We start from the raw sequence: 17,342 nt of genomic DNA, 5'->3' as shown, positions 1-17,342 counted from the left end.
ACACCCCAGGAGGATTCATGGACACCATTGCGACCACCCCGCAGCCGGTCAACGAACCGGTGGGGACCTTCGCCCCCGGCAGCGCGGAACGTGCGCGGTTGCAGGCGAAACTGGCCGACCTGCAGGCAACGCCGACCGAGATCCACCATGTCATCGGCGGGGTGCACCGGCGCACGCCCGGTCCGACCATCGACGTGGTGCAGCCACATCGGCACACCGCCGTACTCGGCACGCTCACCGCGGCGCGACCGGAGGACGCCAGAGACGCGGTCGAAGCGGCCACCGCCGCAGCGCCGGGCTGGCGTGCGTTGTCGTTCGAGGACCGCGCCTCGGTCTTCCTGCGCGCGGCGGACCTGTTGTCGGGCCCGTGGCGCGAAACAATCGCCGCCGCGACAATGCTCGGGCAGTCGAAAACCGCCTATCAGGCCGAGATCGACGCGCCCTGCGAGCTGGTCGACTTCTGGCGCTTCAATGTGCACTTCGCGCGACAGATCCTGGCCGAGCAGCCGATATCGACCGCCGGAGTGTGGAATCGGCTCGAATATCGTTCACTGGAGGGGTTCGTCTACGCGATCACCCCGTTCAACTTCACCGCGATCGCCGCAAACCTGCCGACCGCGCCCGCACTGATGGGCAACACCGTGGTGTGGAAGCCCGCGCCGACGCAGGCGGTCGCCGCCTACTGGACGATGAAGCTGCTGGAGGCCGCGGGCCTGCCGCCAGGAGTGATCAACCTGGTGCACGGTGCCGGCCCCGAGGTGTCGGACGTGGTGCTGCCCGACCGCAGACTCGCAGGCATCCATTTCACCGGCTCCACCAAGACCTTCCAGCACCTGTGGCGTGCGGTTGCGAACAACATCGCCGACTACCGCACCTACCCGCGCCTCGTCGGGGAAACCGGCGGCAAGGATTTCGTGCTCGCGCACAGCTCCGCCGACCCCGCGGTGCTGACCACGGCGCTGATCCGCGGCGCCTTCGACTACCAGGGTCAGAAGTGCTCGGCCGCCTCGCGTGCGTTCGTCCCGAAATCGGTGTGGACGAAGATGGCGGGCGATCTCATCGACAAAGTCTCGACACTGACCTACGGCGACGTCACCGACTTCGGCAATTTCGGTGGCGCGGTGATCGATAAGCGCGCCTTCGACCGCAATGCCGACGCGATCGCCCGTGCCAAGGCCACGCCGAGCCTGACGATCGCCGCGGGCGGCCACACCGACGACAGCGTCGGCTACTTCGTCGACCCCACCGTATTGCTCGGCGACGACCCCACCGACGAGGCATTCAGCACCGAATACTTCGGTCCGATCCTCGCCGTCCACGTCTACGACGATGCCGTCGCCGGATCCTTCGACGCCGCCCTCGATCTGGTCGATCAAGGCTCGGCCTACGGTCTGACCGGCTCGATCATCGCCGAGGACCGCAATGCCGTCGCGAAGGCGACCGGCAGCCTGCGTTTCGCGGCGGGCAACTTCTACATCAACGACAAGCCCACTGGCGCTGTCGTCGGTCAGCAGCCCTTCGGCGGTGGTCGCGCGTCCGGAACCAACGACAAGGCGGGCTCGCCTCAGAACCTGCTGCGCTGGACCTCCGCACGCACCCTCAAGGAAACCTTCGTCCCGCCGACCGACCACCGTTACCCGCACCAGGCAACCGAATCGGGGACCATGTGATGGCAAAGTCCGGACTGCTGCGGCCCGCCATGCTGGCCGCCTCGCGCTCACCACGCATCGAGCGCACCGTCTCGCGGATGTCCGCGACCAGGAAACTCGTCGACCGGTTCGTCGCCGGCCGATCCGAGGACGAGGCGATCGCCAGCGCCGCCGCCCTGCTCAGCTCCGGCCGGTACATCACCATCGACTACCTCGGCGAAGACACCACCGAGCTCGACCAGGCAATCGACACGGTGTCGCACTACTTGGAGCTGTTGTTGCAGCTGGCCCGGTTGCGCGAGCTGATCGACAACACCGGATCCATCGTCGGGCCGCTGGAAGTGTCACTCAAGCTCTCGGCACTCGGGCAGTCCCTGCCCGGTGACGGGCACACGATTGCGCGGGATCATGCCTACCAGATCTGCGCTGCCGCAGCCGCAGCCGGTGTGTGGGTCACCATCGACGCGGAGGATCACACCACCACCGATTCCACGTTGTCCATCGTGCGGGAGCTGCGCGCGGACTTCCCCACACTCGGCACGGTGCTGCAGGCTTACCTGCACCGTACCGAATCCGACTGCCAGGACCTGGCGGGTCACGGTTCGCGTATTCGCCTGTGCAAGGGCGCCTATCGGGAGCCCGCCTCGGTCGCCTACCAGCGCAAGACCGACGTCGACGAGTCCTACCTGCGCTGCCTGCGCGTCCTCATGAACGGCGACGGCTACCCGATGGTCGCCACCCACGACCCGGCGATCATCGACGCCGCGCAGCGCTTCGCCACGGAAGTGGATCGCAAGGCCGACGAGTTCGAGTTCCAGATGCTCTACGGCATCCGGGACGCCGAGCAACGACGGTTGGTCGAGGAGAAGCATCACCTGCGGGTCTACCTGCCCTATGGCGACCAGTGGTACGGCTATTTCATGCGCCGGTTGGCCGAACGTCCGGCCAACCTGGCGTTCTTCCTGCGCTCGCTCGTTCCGGGGAGTCAGCGCTGAGCGCCGCACCGGGGCACGGGCTGTAGTCCGATCGGACAAACGCACGTGAACGTTATTTATCCAACTCGCCGATCACACCGCAGCTGTGGTCGTATTAGCTAGCTCCAGCTGAATGTGTGATCTGGGTTACTGCATGGTGGCAGTGACGCAGAGGACGAAAGGATGTCTATGTCCATCGCGGAGTTGCGCAGCCAGATGTTGCGCCGCAAACCCCTACGGGAACTCGACGACGATGTGCCCGCCGATGAGCAGCTCTCGCGATCGCTCGGCCTGTGGCAGCTCACGGCAATCGGCGTCGGCGGCATCATCGGCGCAGGCATTTTCACTCTCGCCGGCGCGGTCGCGCACTCCGTCACCGGTCCCTCGGTGCTCATCTCCTTCCTGATCGCCGGCGTCGCCAGTGCCGCCGCCGCACTCTGCTACGCCGAGTTCGCGGGCATGGTGCCCAAGGCCGGATCCGCGTACACCTACGGCTATGTCTCTCTCGGTGAGATCGCGGGCTGGTTCATCGGCTGGGACCTGCTGCTCGAATACATCGCGGTGGCCGCGGTCGTCGCCATCGGTGTCTCCGGCTACTTCCGATTCCTGCTCGAACAGGTCGACGTCTCGCTGCCCGACTGGATGATGGGCGCACACGGCACCGGCGAAGGCCATGTGATCGACGTTTTCGCGATGCTGTTCTGTCTGGGCACCGCATGGCTGCTTTCGCGCGGCATCAAGAGTGTCGGCCGGTTCGAGACCGTCGCGGTCGGCATCAAGGTCGCCCTCGTGGTGCTCATCGTCGTGCTCGGTGTCTTCCATATCGACAGCTCCAATTACACCCCGTACTTCCCGTTCGGCACCGGCGCGGTGTGGACCGGCGCGGCCACGGTGTTCTTCGCGGTCTTCGGCTACGACGCGATGAGCACCGCGGCGGAGGAATCCACCGACGGCAAGAAGCACCTTCCGAAGGCCATCATCTACTCGCTTGCCATCGCGATGGTGCTCTACGTCCTCGCCACCCTGGTGCTGACCGGTATGCAGAAATACTCCGAGATCAGCCCGACAAGTGGCTTCTCCACCGCCTTCGAATCGGTCGGCATGCCGGGCATCGCGAACATCATCGCGATCGGCGCCATCGTCGGCATCGTCACCGTGGTGCTCACCTTCATGCTCGGCGTCACCCGCGTGTGGTTCGCGATGAGCCGCGACGGGCTGCTGCCCGAGTGGTTCGCCAAGACCCATCCCGTGCGCAAGGTGCCGACCAGGGTGACCTGGATCGTCGGTATCGGCGCCGCGGTAATGGCGGGTCTGCTCGACATCACCGTGGTCGCGGAACTCACCAATATCGGCATTCTGATGGCCTTCATCGTCGTGTCGGTGGCCGTGATCGTGCTGCGCCGCACCCGGCCCGACGAGCCGCGCGAGTTCAAGCTGCCGTTCATGCCGGTGATCCCGCTGATCGGCATCGGCTTCTCGATCTATCTGATCTGGTCGCTGCCGTATCAGACCTGGGTGCGCTTCGCGGTCTGGCTGGTTGTCGGGCTCGTCGTCTACTTCACCTACTCCCGCACCCACTCCAAACTCAACGCGGACGCCGCAAAACCGGCTACCGCAGGCTGATGAGGGGCGATAGGGGTGGCGCGTACTCGCGCCACCCCTATCGTGTTTTCGGGCCCATGACGTGAACCCTTACGGCATGGCCGGCACCGAACCGGCTCAGCTCACCGGGCTGCCCGATTCGGCACCCGTGCGCAGCCGATCTCGGCGTGAGCGCGTGGGCACAGCGAGCATCACGAGTGCGAGAGCCAGCACCGCCAACCCACCCCAGGACACCATCGGCAGGCGTTCACCGAGGACGACGACCCCGAGTATTGCCGCGACGGCAGGCTCGGCGAAGGTCAATGTGACGACCACCTGCGCCGTGGTGTGCCGCAGGGCGTAGCCGAACAGGCGGTAGGCGACGAACGTCGGGAACACCGCAAGATGCAGCGCCACCGCCGCCCCGCGCAGGGTCAACAGCCAGGACATGTCGGTGCCGAGCACGACCGGCAGCACCAGCAGGCCACCGATGCCGAACATCGTCCCCATCACCGAGTTGGACGCGTGGCCTCGAGCGATGAGTCGCGCGCTGATCAGCGAGTAGACGGCATAGCAGAACCCACCGACAGCGGCGAGCACGACGCCCGCGAGATCCACCGGGGCACTCCCACCGCTGAGTTCGGGGCCGAGCACCAGAACTGCGCAGCCGAGCACCGCCGCGGCCGTGGCGCAGAGCCACCGCCTGCTCGGGCGGGCTCGCCCGATGATCCAGGCGAGCAGACCGGCAAAGACCGGGGCGCTGCCGAGAGTGATCACGGTGGCGACGGCAACGCCCGTGCGCGCGACGGCCGGATAGAAGGTGATCGGATAGCCCGCGATCGCCACCGCTCCGAGCAGCAGCAATCCCCGCTCGGCGCGGGTACATCGCAGGCGGGCGCCGCGGTGGGAAAGAAATAGCAGCAGACCACCGAGGGCGAGGCCCGCCGAGCCGATGGCAGCGGCCGGTGCGCCCGCCGGAGCCAAGGAGCCCGCGGTTCCCGTCGTACCCCAGAACACCGAGGCGGCGAGGATAGGCATCGGCCCACTGAAGAAGCTGGACTGCGGGCGGTGAACGGACTGGGAAACAGGCAGAGACGTGGTGCGATTCGGCACAGTCGTGAACTTCCGTCGTCGAATTCCGGTGGGATGTGGATTCGAAACGGGCGCACGACACAGCCCGGACTACCCTCGCGGGTCAGCCGGGAATGCTTGTCGAGAAGTCAGCAGGTGCGCCCGGTCAGGCGCGCGGCGGCGGAGTGACGACATGCCAGTACGTGTTCACCGGTCGATCGTATACCGAGGCCGCCGGAAATAGCCTTCGAATATTGTTTGTCGAGAGGCAGATCCGGCGAACGATGTTCTGTACCGTCGAGGTTGTGCGGAAGAACGAGACGCCTGCGGTACCGGCCGTCACCAGCAAGCCGAGTCAGGCCGTCCCGATCGATGACATCGACCGGGTCCTGCTCGATCAGCTCGCGCGCGATGGACGCATCACCAACAATGCCCTCGCCGCGATCGCGGGGATCGCGCCATCGACCTGTCTCGGTCGAGTCAGATCGCTGGTCGAACGCGGCGTGATCCGGGGGTTCCACGCCGATATCGATCCGGCCGCGCTCGGCCGGAACCTACAGGCCATGATCGCGGTTCGCGTGCACGGCAACGCGCGCCAGCACCTCGCCCAGTTCGGAGAGCAATTGTCCGAACTCGACGAGGTGCTGAATGTGTACTTCATCGCGGGCGCCGATGACTACCTGATCCATGTCGCCACGGCGAATACCGACGGGCTGCGGGTTTTCGTGCTCAACCATCTGAGCGCGCATCCCGCGGTCGCCTCGACCGAGACGATCCTCATTTTCGAGCACGTACGGCCGCGAAACCGCATATTCCCCTAGGCGGCCAGCTGCTGTGCCACGTAACCGTGTGCGGCAGCGACCGATTCGGACAGCAGCACACCCTTGTGGGTGCTGAGCCCGTTCGCCAGGCCGGCATCCGCGGCCGTCGCGTCGCGCCATCCGCGATCGGCGATCGAAATCGCGTACGGCAGTGTGGCATTGGTGAGCGCGACGGTCGAGGTGTAGGGCACCGCGCCGGGCATATTGGCCACGCAATAGAAGACCGACTCGTGCACCCGGTAGGTCGGGTCCGCATGGGTGGTCGGCCGGGAATCCGCGAAGCAGCCACCCTGATCGATCGCGATGTCGACCAGCACCGAGCCCGGCTTCATCTGCGCGACAAGCTCATTGGACACCAGCGTGGGCGCCTTCGCACCCGGCACCAGCACCGCACCGATCACCAGATCAGCTTCCCGGACCAGGTTCTCCACCTCGAAGCTGTTGGAGATGATGGTGCGCACCTGCCCGCGGTACTGGGCGTCGACCTCACGCAGCCTGGCGATATTCAGGTCGAGGACCGTCACATCCGCGTGCATGCCCACGGCGACGGCGATCGCGTGGCTACCGGAGACACCCGCGCCGAGCACGACCACCTTGGCGGGTCGCGTGCCCGGCACGCCACCCATCAGCACGCCGCGTCCGCCGCCGCTGCGCATCAGGTGGTAGGCGCCCGCTTGCGGAGCAAGCCGGCCCGCTACCTCGCTCATCGGAGCCAGCAGTGGCAGCGACCCGTCCCGGCCGGTGACCGTCTCGTAGGCGATCGAGGTGATGCCGGACTTCAGCAGTGCGTCGGTGCAGTCCTTGGACGCCGCCAGGTGCAGATAGGTGAACAGCACCTGATCCTCGCGCATCCGCGAATATTCTTCGGCCACCGGCTCTTTCACCTTGAGCACCAGGTCGGCGACACCCCAGACCTCGTCGGCGGATTCCAGCACGCGCGCGCCGACGACCCCGTATGCCTCGTCCTCGAATGCCGAGCCGCGACCGGCCCCTGCCTCGATGTATACCTCGTGTCCACGGGAAACCAACTCGTGCACCCCGGCGGGTGTGCACGCGACCCGGTACTCGTGATTCTTGACCTCGCGAGGAATTCCGATCTTCACCAAGACTCCTGAACGTCGATTCGTCGGATTGCGATCGGTGCCCCCGATGAGGCGGGGATCACCACACGAGTGAGTATGAAGATTATGCAAGGTCAGGTCTAGATAGTTGAATATAGTTCTCAGATTGAGTTAGATCGACATTATTGATTCAGAATTCAGAGCTTTCCGGGGCCTCAGCTCGAAACATCTTCGGACTTGTCACCCGGCGGCAGCTGATCGAGCGCCCACTGCGCCCACTGCTGATTCATCGCATAGAACCGCTGACCCCACACCATCGCCATCCGGCCATAGTTGGACAGGTCGTTGTCATCCCAGTCGGTGGTCGCCTCCAGCTCCGCAAGAGCCGCGACCCCCTTGGCGGATCCGGCCTCGATATCGGACAGGTATTCGCGCGCCTGCTCCGGCGGAATGACACCGAGGAAGAACACGCGCAGCAGCATCTCGTTGCGTACCACACGTTTCGGCTTGGTGTCGGTCAGCCAATCCCGGAGATCGGCCCGACCCGCATCGGTGAGCGTGTACTCCTTGCGGCCGCGGGGCCCCTCGTCCGACACGGCAATGAAATCCGCGTCGGCCAGCTTGGCGAGCTCGGTATAGATCTGACTCTGCGTTGCAGGCCAGACGTTGGCCAGTGAACCCTTGAATCGCTGCAGCAGGTCATAGCCACTGGCCGGGCGGTCGGCCAGCAGACCGAGCAGGGCGTATCGAAGGCTCATGCCCTCACCCTACATTCCACTATTGACATGTGGAGAGCTCACTCTCTAACTTTGACATGTCAGAACTGGAATATCACGGCACGAGGAGCTCCACGAACATGTCGTACCTTCGCACCTTCGCACCTTGGATCGCCTACGCCGTGATCCCGTCCGCGCACTGGCAGTGGGCGGCACTGATCGCCTTCGGCATCTCCGCCGTCACCATCGCTCAGCAGACCAGGGCGGGCCTGCGCGCGGAGGCCATGATCATCGACATCGGTTCGGCCCTGTTCTTCGCCGCACTGACGGTGCTCGCCTTTGCCGACCCGAACACCGCCCTGCACCCCTATACCCCAGCGATCTCCTCCGGTGTGCTCGCGATCATCGCGAGTGTTTCCTTGGCCGTGCGGATGCCGTTCACGCTGGGTATCGCCAAACAGACCACGCCGCGCGACCTCTGGGAACACCCGGTCTTCATCCGCACCGGCTACATCATCACCGCCGTGTGGACTGCGAGCTTCGCCGTCGGCGGCATCGCCCTGGCCGTTCTGGCCCACTCCTCCTCGACGCTGCGCACCGGCGCCCAGGTGGCCACCTTCGTGATCCCGGTGGTGTTCACCATCCGCTATGTCGCCTATATCCAGGGCCGGGCGCAAGCGCTCGGCCAGCCCTTTCCTGACTCCCCGCGATAGATCGGTGTCGCCCATGACTACTCCGCTCCCCCACCTGATCGGCAACTACGCGCCCGTCACCGAGGAACTCACCGCCTACGAGCTATCGGTCACCGGCCGGATTCCGGCCGAGCTGAGCGGCTGGTACCTGCGCAACGGCCCGAATCCGCACGCCGCCGCCTCGTCACACTGGTTCCTCGGGAACGGGATGGTGCACGGTGTCCGGTTACACAACGGGCGCGCGATCTCCTATCGCAACCGGTGGGTCCGCACCTCCACCTTCACCGACGGAGCCCGTAGCTACGACAGCGAAGGCAACAGGGATCTCGCGGCCGGCGTCGCCAACACCCACATCATCCGACATGCGGGACACGCGCTGGCACTGGTCGAATCGTCCTACCCGTACGAATTGACCTGTGAGCTGGACACCGTGGGCCCCTACGACTTTCAGGGCAAGCTGCGCACCGCGATGACCGCGCACCCGAAGACCTGCCCGGCCACCGGTGAACTGCATTTCTTCGGCTACGACGTCACCGGACCGACCTACCTGACCTATCACCGCGCCGACGCCGCGGGCAATCTGCTACTCAGCCGCCCCGTCGACGTACCCGCCGCCACCATGCACCACGACTTCAACCTCACCGCGGAGCACGTCGTATTCATGGATTTGCCGGTGGTTTTCGACATTGAGACCGCGAAAGCCGGGGCGGGAATGCCATTCCGGTGGCGCGACGACTACCAGGCCCGCCTCGGTGTGCTGCGTCGGGACGATCCGCACGGCGAGATCCGCTGGTTCCCCATCGATCCCTGCTACGTCTTCCACTCGCTCAACGCCCACGACGAACCGGGGCGCATCGTGCTGCACGTGATGCGCTACCCGCAGCTGTGGCGCACCGAATCGCACACCTACGACGAGGCCAGCCTCTGGCGCTGGACCATCGACCTGACCACTGGCACTGTCACCGAAGAGCAACTCGACGACCGCGCCGCAGAGTTCCCACGAATCGACGACCGACTGGCCGGACTGGACGCCCGCTTCGGACACGTCGCGGTGTCCGGCGAATCCGGGACCGGCGCATTGATCCGCTATGACCTGCATACCGGCAGCCGGACCGCGCACGAGTTCCGCGCGGGACAGCTCCCCGGCGAAGCCGCCTTCGCCCCTGCCGACGAGCGACCCGGCGGCGGCGGCTATCTGATGACCTACGTGTACAACGCCGATACCGATCGCAGCGACCTGACTGTGCTCGATGCGACAGACCTGGCCGCGCCACCGGTGGCCACCATCCACCTGCCCGCCCGCGTCCCCCACGGGTTCCACGGCAACTGGCTGCCCGATCTCTGACCGGCGTCATGCCGCGACGGGTCGGCCACCTGCGAACAGGTGCCGATGGTCCACGCTTCGATGGCCGGGTCGGGTCGGCGCCCACCGTCAGCGGGCCACCATCGAGCTCCTCGATCGGAACAACCAGCGGGTCAGGAGTTCTCGTCCGGTGGCCGGAACAGAGTGAGCGCGGCAGGTTGACTGGTGAAGGTGAAGTCCTTGCCGCGATGGTCGACCTCGCCGTCGGTGGCCAACGAGACGGGAGCATAGGCGACGCCGACATCGAGCCGATCGGCCTGGCGGTGGACGTAGGTCGCCGAGCGTTCCAACGTTCCGGTGAGGGTCGCCCAGATCAGGCGGGTACGCGAGAAAGCGAGGTCAGCGCGCAGATAGCGGATGTCGAGGGTGCCTCGGTGGATTTCGGGGCGCGACATCGGGATCTGGTGCGACGGGTGGTAACGGCCGTTGCCGACGAACAGCATCCAGATGGTCGTGCGCGCGCCATCGATAGTGGTGCGCAATGGCTGCGCGCGAAAAAGTAGTCGTACCATGGCAATTCCCGCGGCGGGCCATTTGCCGATGCGTGTCTCCCACCGCTCACGCAGTCGGACGAAGTCCGGGTAGCCGCCGAGGCTGGCTGTGTTGATGAAGGTTTGGGGTTCGGATCGGTCGAATTGCACGCGGGCGATGTCGATCCGGACCACCTCCCCCGCGTCGAGAGCCTGGAGCGTCCGTGCCATGTCCTCCACGCCCGCGTCGCGCGCGAAATGGTTGAGTGTGCCGCCCGCGAACACCGCGAGGGGCAGTCGGTGGTGCACGGCTGCGGCCGCCACGCTCGACACGGTCCCGTCGCCGCCGAGGACGCCGAGCGCGACGATGTGCTCGCGGCCGAGCAGATCGTCGAGTTGCGCGTCGAGGTCGGCCTCGGGGTCGAGCTCGAGGACCTGCGCCGCTGGCAGGCGCGTCCGCAGCTGCTGCAGGGCGTCGTCGGCGGCACCACTGCCGGAGGACGGGTTGCCGACCAGGAGCAGCCCGTTCCCGGCCCGCACCGGCTCGATCCGTGCGGTCGGCCCGAGCGTCGCCGGATCGTCGGGACGCGCCGCCCACCAGCGGCGAGTTGCCAGGGCAATCGCACCCCCGAGCGCCGCACCTGCCACGACGTCCGATGGCCAGTGCACCCCTATGTGCACCCGCGAATATCCGACCGCCAGCGCAATCGGCGCGACCAGAACCCCCGCCGTCGGCGATTCGAGCGCGACACCCGTCGCGAAAGCCGCGGCCGAGGCGGCGTGTCCCGAAGGAAACGACGACGACACCGGCGGTGAAACCAGTCTGCGCACGAACGGCACCGACTCGTCCGGCGGTCGCCGCCGCGGAAGCAATGGTTTGGCAATGCCATTGGCCACCGCACTCGCGACACTCACCGCGAGCAGCCCACGTACCGCACCGCGCCGCGGGGCACGACCACCGACCACGACGAGGGCGGCGGCCACTCCCATCCACAATCGGCTGTAGTTGGCGCTCATGCTGAGGCTCCGCAGTAACCGGTCGGCTGCGGTGGGTGGCACCCGCGCGCTGCGGTCTACGAGCAGCCGATCCAGGCCGTTCGTCCGCCCGTGCAGCTGCGCGCTCGAAGTTTTGCGCTTTCGGCGTCGCATTGCCGAAGCCTATCGACTGTCACCGAGCCGCGTCGTCGCCATCGGCTCGCCGACTGTCTTCGGCGGTGTGCCGATCATCAAGACTTCGGTTCCACCACAAGAGAATTGGACATGGGTGCCGTCCTGGTAGGCGTTGCAGTTGCCGGGTCTTGTAGGTCAGGCCGCCGGCGGGATCCAGTGCAGTGCAGCCGTGACCTTCCGGAGTAGCGGTGCCGACGTGGCGGCACACGTGACAGCTGGCGCCGTGCGCTCGCCGGAGAGCGCCGGCCGTTCGGCGACGACGCACGATCCGCTCCATCAATCGACGTATTCGGCCATAGTCGTGGCGCTGTGGGACCGAGCGGGTGTTCGGCCGCGTCGAGCCATGGCCATGAGGGGTAACTCCTCGCTAGAATTTGTCTGCGAGTAGGGCGTGTCCGCAGGTTGTTCGCCCGAATGCGGGTTTGCCGCGCATACGCTATCGCTGGTTTGTTGTCAGGTTCGTCCCGCAGCCAGGAGGATCAGTGACCGCCGTTGAGCCACAGCCAGTGCCGCAGTTGGTAGCGACGCGGCCGTTTCCTGCGCGGTTCGGGCCGAAGGGCTCGGCCATCTACCGGCTGGTCACCACGACCGACCCGAAGGTGCTCGGCCAGATGTACCTGTTCACGTCGATGTCGTTCTTCATGGTCGGTGGTCTGCTTGCCCTGCTGATGCGCGGTGAGCTGGCCAGGCCGGGTCTGCAATTTCTTTCGCCGGAACAGTTCAATCAGCTGTTCACCATGCACGGCACGATCATGTTGCTGTTCTACGCGACAGCCGTGGTGTTCGCGTTCGCGAATATCGTGCTTCCCCTGCAAATCGGCTCGCCCGATGTCGCGTTCCCCCGTCTGAACGCCATCAGCTACTGGCTGTACCTGTTCGGTGCGACCATGGCTACCGCGGGCTTCGTCACCCCGGGTGGCGCCGCCGACTTCGGCTGGACCGCCTACAACCCACTCGCCGACATCGTGCACTCGCCGGGCGTCGGTGCCGATCTGTGGATCTTCGGCCTTGCGGTATCAGGCCTCGGCACCATCCTCGGCGCAGTCAACATGATCACGACGGTGGTGTGCCTGCGCTGCCCCGGCATGACACTGTTCCGGTTGCCCGTGTTCGTCTGGACGATTCTGGTGACCAGCATCTTGATCCTGCTCGCGTTCCCGATTCTGACCGCGGCGCTGCTCGCGCTGTACTTCGACCGGCACCTCGGTGGTCACATCTATGATCCGGCCACCGGCGGCACACTTCTCTACCAGCACCTGTTCTGGTATTTCGGTCATCCCGAGGTGTACATCATCGCGCTGCCGTTCTTCGGCATCGTGTCGGAGATCTTCCCGGTGTTCAGTCGCAAGCCGATCTTCGGTTACACCGCGCTGGTTTATGCGACGTTCGCCATCGGAGCCCTGTCGATCGCGGTGTGGGCGCACCACATGTACGCCACCGGAGCCGTCCTACTGCCGTACTTCTCGTTCATGACGTTCCTCATCGCGGTTCCGACCGGGGTGAAGTTCTTCAACTGGATCGGCACCATGTGGCGCGGTCAGCTGACCTTCGAGACGCCGATGCTGTTCTCGGTCGGGTTCATCGTCACCTTCTTGTTCGGTGGTCTGTCCGGTGTCCTACTGGCCAGCCCGCCCATGGACTTCCACGTGTCGGACACGTATTTCGTTGTCGCCCACTTCCATTACGTGCTCTTCGGCACCATCGCGTTCGCCACCTACGCCGGAATCTACTTCTGGTTCCCCAAGATGACCGGTCGCATGATGGACGAGCGGCTCGGCAAGTGGCACTTCTGGACCACCTTCCTCGGCTTCCACGTCACCTTCCTCGTCCAACACTGGCTCGGCGCCACCGGCATGCCACGCCGCTACGCCGACTACCTGCCCGGTGACGGCTTCACCACGCTGAACACCATCTCCACCATCGGCTCGTTCATCCTGGGCGCCTCCGTGCTGCCGTTCGTCTGGAACGTCTTCAAGACCTACCGCTATGGCGAGGTCGTCACGGTAGACGATCCATGGGGCTACGGCAACTCCCTGGAATGGGCCACCAGTTGTCCGCCGCCGCGGCACAACTTCTACGAGCTCCCCAGGATCCGTTCGGAGCGACCGGCTTTCGAGTTGCACTACCCGCACATGGTCGACCGGATGCGCACCGAAGCACACGTCGGGTGGGGCGCGCCCCAGCACACCACCCACGAGGTGCACGAGGCGCACGCGCCGAAGTAGCCGGGCCGAGCGGCGGCGCTACGTTCAGCCGCCGAAGACGACGCAGGCCCAGCCGACATGGGTGCCGGTGCCGACGCGGATGTCCACGGTCGCGACGATATTGTTGTCCGGCAGTTGGAGGGCGGCGAGTGTGTGCCTGCCCACGGTGGTCGGGACCCAGGTGAAGAGGGCGACGCCTCCCGTCGGGGCGATGCCGCCGAGCGGGACGCCGTTGTCGTAGAAGAACACCGAGTCGACGGCCTCGGTGAGGATGGCCTCCAGCGTGTACGCGCAGCCGGTGCCGTAGTTCGTGGCGAGCCCGTAAGCGTTGTCGGGAAAGACCCCGAGCTGTCGTACCGCTGCGCCCGCGGTCGGGGTGGCGAAGGTGATGGCGGCCATCGCCGCCACGAGCGTCGCCGCACCGGCCACCACGCGCAGACGACGGCGTGCTGTGGTGGCGGTCCTGGTTCCGATGGTCCGGTAGGTCGTCATTCAAATCCTCGCCGCTCGACGCTGGAGCCCGAGCGTCGGCGCGATACCTCGAATCGTCGATCTACCAGGGCATATAGTGTGCGCAAATCACCAAGTAGAACCTGTCTGGGCAGTTGCGCCGTGCGAACGATGATATCGGCTCGACCGCGGCCCAGCCGCCCGATCGCCCAGGCGATTCGTCGAGATTGCCGCAGGTCAGCCGCGCGGACTCGGACCGACACGGCGAGCGGGACCGCGCAGCGCCCGGCTCGTCAGCCGACGGTTCTGCGGTCGAAGAGGCGGTCGCGGGCCACGTCGAGGGCGCGGGAGTTCTACTGGTCATTCCGAAGTGGCAATGCACCGCTGCGCGGCGTGCAGAATCGCCTGCTCGGCATCCCGGCTGATGCGCCCGACCAGGTCGGCGGCGGACTCGAGCTCGGTGATGAGATCGACGGCTTCGCCTGCCCACACCGGTACGTAGTCCGGGTCCTCTCGTTCGGCCGCATCTCGATATTCCTGTAGCGCAACGGAATCACCAGCCAGTTCCGCCTCGCGGCCGTGCCAGCGGTCCAGGAATGCGTTGCGTAGGGTGCGGGCCGGATACTCGGCGGGCCACGGAGACCCCCGCGCGATATCGAGGGCCCGGTTGCGCTCGGTGTCGCTCGCCCGTGCGGCGACAATCGCTTTGGCTTCCGCCGCCGAGATCAGTGCCTCATGGGTCGCCTCGAAACGGGTTCCGATGAGCACACCCGCGGCGCCCAGGGTGAGCGCGGCGGCGAGACCGCGGCCGTCGGCTATGCCGCCTGCGGCGAGCACCGGCGTGCCCGCGGCCAGGTCGACAACGCTCGGCACGAACGGCAGCGTCGCCCGAGCACCGCAGTGCCCGCCCGCCTCGCCGCCCTGTGCGATGACCACGTCAGCTCCCGCATCGAGCGCGTGGGTGGCCTCGTCCATGGTGGTCACCTGCACCAGCAGACGGATTCCGGCGTCGCGGATCATCGCGGCGTACGGGGCCGGGTCACCGAACGACAGCATGATCGCGTGCGGGCGGCGCTCGACTACCGACAACACGATGTCCCTGTCGACCGCCCAGATCAACAGGCCGATGCCCCACGGCTTGTCGGTGCGGACGGCAGCAAGCCCGCATTCGCGATCGAGCCACTCCCGATCACCCCCACCGGAGCCGATCAACCCGAGCCCACCCGCCTCGGACACCGCCGCCGCCAACACCCCGCCGGCCACACCACCCATCGGCGCGAGCACGATCGGATGCTCGATCCCGAACATCTCGGTCAGATCCGTCCGCAACCCCATCACCACCCCTTTCCGTCGCCATCCCAACCTACTATCCCCGGCGAACGGGACACGGTTGCGGCGAACGTCGAGAAGGCCCCGCCACCATGTCCCATTCGTCCGGTCCGGTCAGTGGATCTGGGGTGCGCTAGCCGATCATCACTGGTGCACGAATCGCTCGGGCTGGACTCGTCGTTCAGTTGTCTCCCGGCGACTCGAGTACGGCCATGGCCGCGTTGTGGCCGGGGATGCCACTGACACCGCCGCCGCGCACTGCGCCTGCGCCGCACAGGAATACGGTCCGGTGTCCGGTCGACACGCCCCAGCGGGTAGCGGGATCGTCGTCCGCGTCGTCGGCTCGGTACGGGAAGGTCAGATCTCGGTGGAAAATGTGGCCGCCGGGTAGGCCGATCTCGTGTTCCAGGTCGAGTGGGGATTTCGCCTCGATGCACGGGGAACCGTGCTCGTCGAGGGCGAGACAATCGGAGATCGGCTCGGCGAGTACCGCATCCAGTTGTGCGAGAGTGGCCTGCACCGCTGCGGCCTTCGCCGCCTCGGGGTCGGTGTCGAAAAGCCTGGCAGGCGTGTGCAACCCGAACAGGGTCAGCGTGTGCAGACCGGCGGCATCCGGCGCGAGGATCGAGGGGTCGGTCAAGGTGTGGCAATAGATCTCCGACGGTGGCGCGGAGGGGATGTGCCCACGGGCCGCTTCCCGATAGGCGTGGTCCAGTTGGGTATACGATTCGGCGATATGGAAGGTCCCGGCGAATGCCTCGCCCGGGTCGGTGTCCGCATCACGCAACCGCGGTAGCCGGCGTAGGACCATGTTCACTTTGAGTTGGGAGCCTTCGGGTTTCGGCTGATCGGGCTCGCCGAGCAGGCGTCGCAGCTCGTGCGGCGCCGCGTTCACCAGCACATGGCCCGCTGCTACTGCACCGTCGCGGAAGCGCACTTCGGTCGTGACGTCATCGGTTTCGACGGCCGTCACTTCGCAGTCGGTGACCAGTTCGGCGCCTGCGGCACGAGCGGCGACGGCGAGTGCGTCGGTGAGCGCGCCCATACCGCCGATCGGCACATCCCAGTCGCCGGTGCCGCCACCGATCACGTGATAGAGGAAGCAGCGGTTCTGGCGCAGCTCCGGATCGTGTGCGTGCGTGAAGGTTCCGATGAGCCCATCGGTGAGCACGACACCCCGCACCGTGTCGTCGGCGAACTCCGCCTCGATCGTCTCCCCCAGCGGACGCTCGAACAACGCCGACCAGGTGGCGGAGTCGCCGACGATGTCTTGCAGTTGCGCACGGGTGGGCAACGGCTCGGTCATCGTCGGGAACATGCGTTGTGCGAGCGCACCCGTCCGTCCGTAGAACCGCTGCCATGCCTCGAAATCGTGATCGGACCCGGTGAGCCGCTGGAAGCTCTCCCGTGTCCGAGCCGCCGACCCGGTGTCGATCAACAACCCGCCTGCACCCACCGGCGTGAACGAAGAGATCCGCCTGCGCCGCGTCGCAAACCGCAATCCCAACTCCCGCACAATCTGCTGCGGCAACAAACTCACCAGATACGAATACCGCGACACCCGCGCATCGACACCCGCGAACACCCGCGCCGATACCGCTGCGCCACCGGTATAGGCCTGCCGCTCGAGCACGAGCACCGACCGCCCCGCCCGCGCCAGGTAGGCAGCGGCCACCAACCCGTTGTGACCACCACCGACGACAACCACGTCGTAAAAGGAACCGGTCGGCTTCATCCGTCCTCGATACCACGAATCGCGGACCACGGTCCCGGTATGCACGAGTACGGCGG

General features: G+C 66.2%; 14 protein-coding genes. 7 read left to right on the top strand and 7 right to left on the bottom strand.

Going from position 1 to position 17,342, the window contains the following annotated elements; all coding sequences use genetic code 11:
- Window positions 1-17 precede the first annotated feature (17 nt).
- The 3 genes from pruA to OHA42_RS19780 all read left to right on the top strand — a co-directional run bounded on the left by pruA (window position 18) and on the right by OHA42_RS19780 (window position 4,246).
- The gene (pruA, locus tag OHA42_RS19790) at window positions 18-1,670 is read left to right on the top strand and encodes an L-glutamate gamma-semialdehyde dehydrogenase (RefSeq protein ID WP_406229367.1); all 1,653 of its coding nucleotides are present in this window, start codon (window positions 18-20) and stop codon (window positions 1,668-1,670) included.
- Window positions 1,670-2,644: a proline dehydrogenase family protein gene (locus OHA42_RS19785; protein WP_406229366.1), complete on the top strand. Its 975-nt coding sequence runs from the start codon at window positions 1,670-1,672 to the stop codon at window positions 2,642-2,644. Before pruA ends, OHA42_RS19785 begins: the two co-directional genes overlap by 1 nt.
- A 168-nt stretch (window positions 2,645-2,812) precedes the next feature.
- Complete coding sequence (locus tag OHA42_RS19780) at window positions 2,813-4,246, top strand: amino acid permease (protein ID WP_406239478.1); 1,434 nt, start codon at window positions 2,813-2,815, stop codon at window positions 4,244-4,246.
- Window positions 4,247-4,342: 96 nt separating this feature from the next.
- Here the strand turns inward: OHA42_RS19780 and OHA42_RS19775 are convergent, their stop codons facing one another.
- Complete coding sequence (locus OHA42_RS19775; RefSeq protein WP_406229365.1) at window positions 4,343-5,242, bottom strand: DMT family transporter; 900 nt, start codon at window positions 5,240-5,242, stop codon at window positions 4,343-4,345.
- Between the two features lie 338 nt (window positions 5,243-5,580).
- Here OHA42_RS19775 and OHA42_RS19770 point away from each other — a divergent pair, with 338 nt between their 5' ends.
- Entirely contained in the window at window positions 5,581-6,096 is a 516-nt protein-coding gene (locus OHA42_RS19770; protein ID WP_406229364.1) for an Lrp/AsnC family transcriptional regulator, read from the top strand.
- Here OHA42_RS19770 and ald read toward each other — a convergent pair.
- Window positions 6,093-7,199 carry an alanine dehydrogenase gene (ald, locus tag OHA42_RS19765; RefSeq protein WP_406229363.1) on the bottom strand — a complete coding sequence of 369 codons (1,107 nt, stop codon included), beginning with the start codon at window positions 7,197-7,199 and terminating at the stop codon, window positions 6,093-6,095. The two genes, OHA42_RS19770 and ald, sit on opposite strands and share 4 nt — an antisense overlap.
- A 173-nt stretch (window positions 7,200-7,372) precedes the next feature.
- Entirely contained in the window at window positions 7,373-7,915 is a 543-nt protein-coding gene (locus OHA42_RS19760; RefSeq protein WP_406229362.1) for a PadR family transcriptional regulator, read from the bottom strand.
- A gap of 98 nt (window positions 7,916-8,013) precedes the next feature.
- Between OHA42_RS19760 and OHA42_RS19755 the strand changes: the two genes are divergently transcribed.
- Window positions 8,014-8,586, top strand: a complete 573-nt coding sequence (locus OHA42_RS19755) for a hypothetical protein (protein ID WP_406229361.1) — start codon at window positions 8,014-8,016, stop codon at window positions 8,584-8,586.
- A 13-nt stretch (window positions 8,587-8,599) separates the two neighbouring features.
- Entirely contained in the window at window positions 8,600-9,910 is a 1,311-nt protein-coding gene (locus OHA42_RS19750) for a carotenoid oxygenase family protein (RefSeq protein ID WP_406229360.1), read from the top strand.
- Between the two features lie 131 nt (window positions 9,911-10,041).
- Here OHA42_RS19750 and OHA42_RS19745 read toward each other — a convergent pair whose 3' ends face one another.
- Window positions 10,042-11,547: a bifunctional phosphatase PAP2/diacylglycerol kinase family protein gene (locus tag OHA42_RS19745; RefSeq protein ID WP_406229359.1), complete on the bottom strand. Its 1,506-nt coding sequence runs from the start codon at window positions 11,545-11,547 to the stop codon at window positions 10,042-10,044.
- A gap of 503 nt (window positions 11,548-12,050) precedes the next feature.
- Here OHA42_RS19745 and ctaD point away from each other — a divergent pair.
- Entirely contained in the window at window positions 12,051-13,793 is a 1,743-nt protein-coding gene (gene ctaD / locus OHA42_RS19740; RefSeq protein WP_406229358.1) for a cytochrome c oxidase subunit I, read from the top strand.
- A 24-nt stretch (window positions 13,794-13,817) separates the two neighbouring features.
- On the opposite strand, the gene OHA42_RS19735 is transcribed toward ctaD, so the two are convergent.
- The 3 genes from OHA42_RS19735 to OHA42_RS19725 all read right to left on the bottom strand — a co-directional run bounded on the left by OHA42_RS19735 (window position 13,818) and on the right by OHA42_RS19725 (window position 17,286).
- Window positions 13,818-14,264: a hypothetical protein gene (locus OHA42_RS19735; RefSeq protein ID WP_406229357.1), complete on the bottom strand. Its 447-nt coding sequence runs from the start codon at window positions 14,262-14,264 to the stop codon at window positions 13,818-13,820.
- A 318-nt stretch (window positions 14,265-14,582) separates the two neighbouring features.
- A complete protein-coding gene (locus tag OHA42_RS19730) occupies window positions 14,583-15,557 on the bottom strand; it encodes an NAD(P)H-dependent flavin oxidoreductase (RefSeq protein ID WP_406229356.1) in 975 nt (324 codons plus the stop codon).
- A gap of 175 nt (window positions 15,558-15,732) precedes the next feature.
- Window positions 15,733-17,286, bottom strand: coding sequence for a phytoene desaturase family protein (locus OHA42_RS19725; RefSeq protein WP_406229355.1), 1,554 nt, complete (start codon window positions 17,284-17,286; stop codon window positions 15,733-15,735).
- Window positions 17,287-17,342: the final 56 nt, after the last annotated feature.

The sequence above is a fragment of the Nocardia sp. NBC_01009 genome (assembly GCF_045208035.1).
Taxonomy (GTDB): domain Bacteria; phylum Actinomycetota; class Actinomycetes; order Mycobacteriales; family Mycobacteriaceae; genus Nocardia.
Note: the sequence above shows the minus strand (reverse complement) of the source record. Positions and strands in the feature narration are given on the sequence as shown.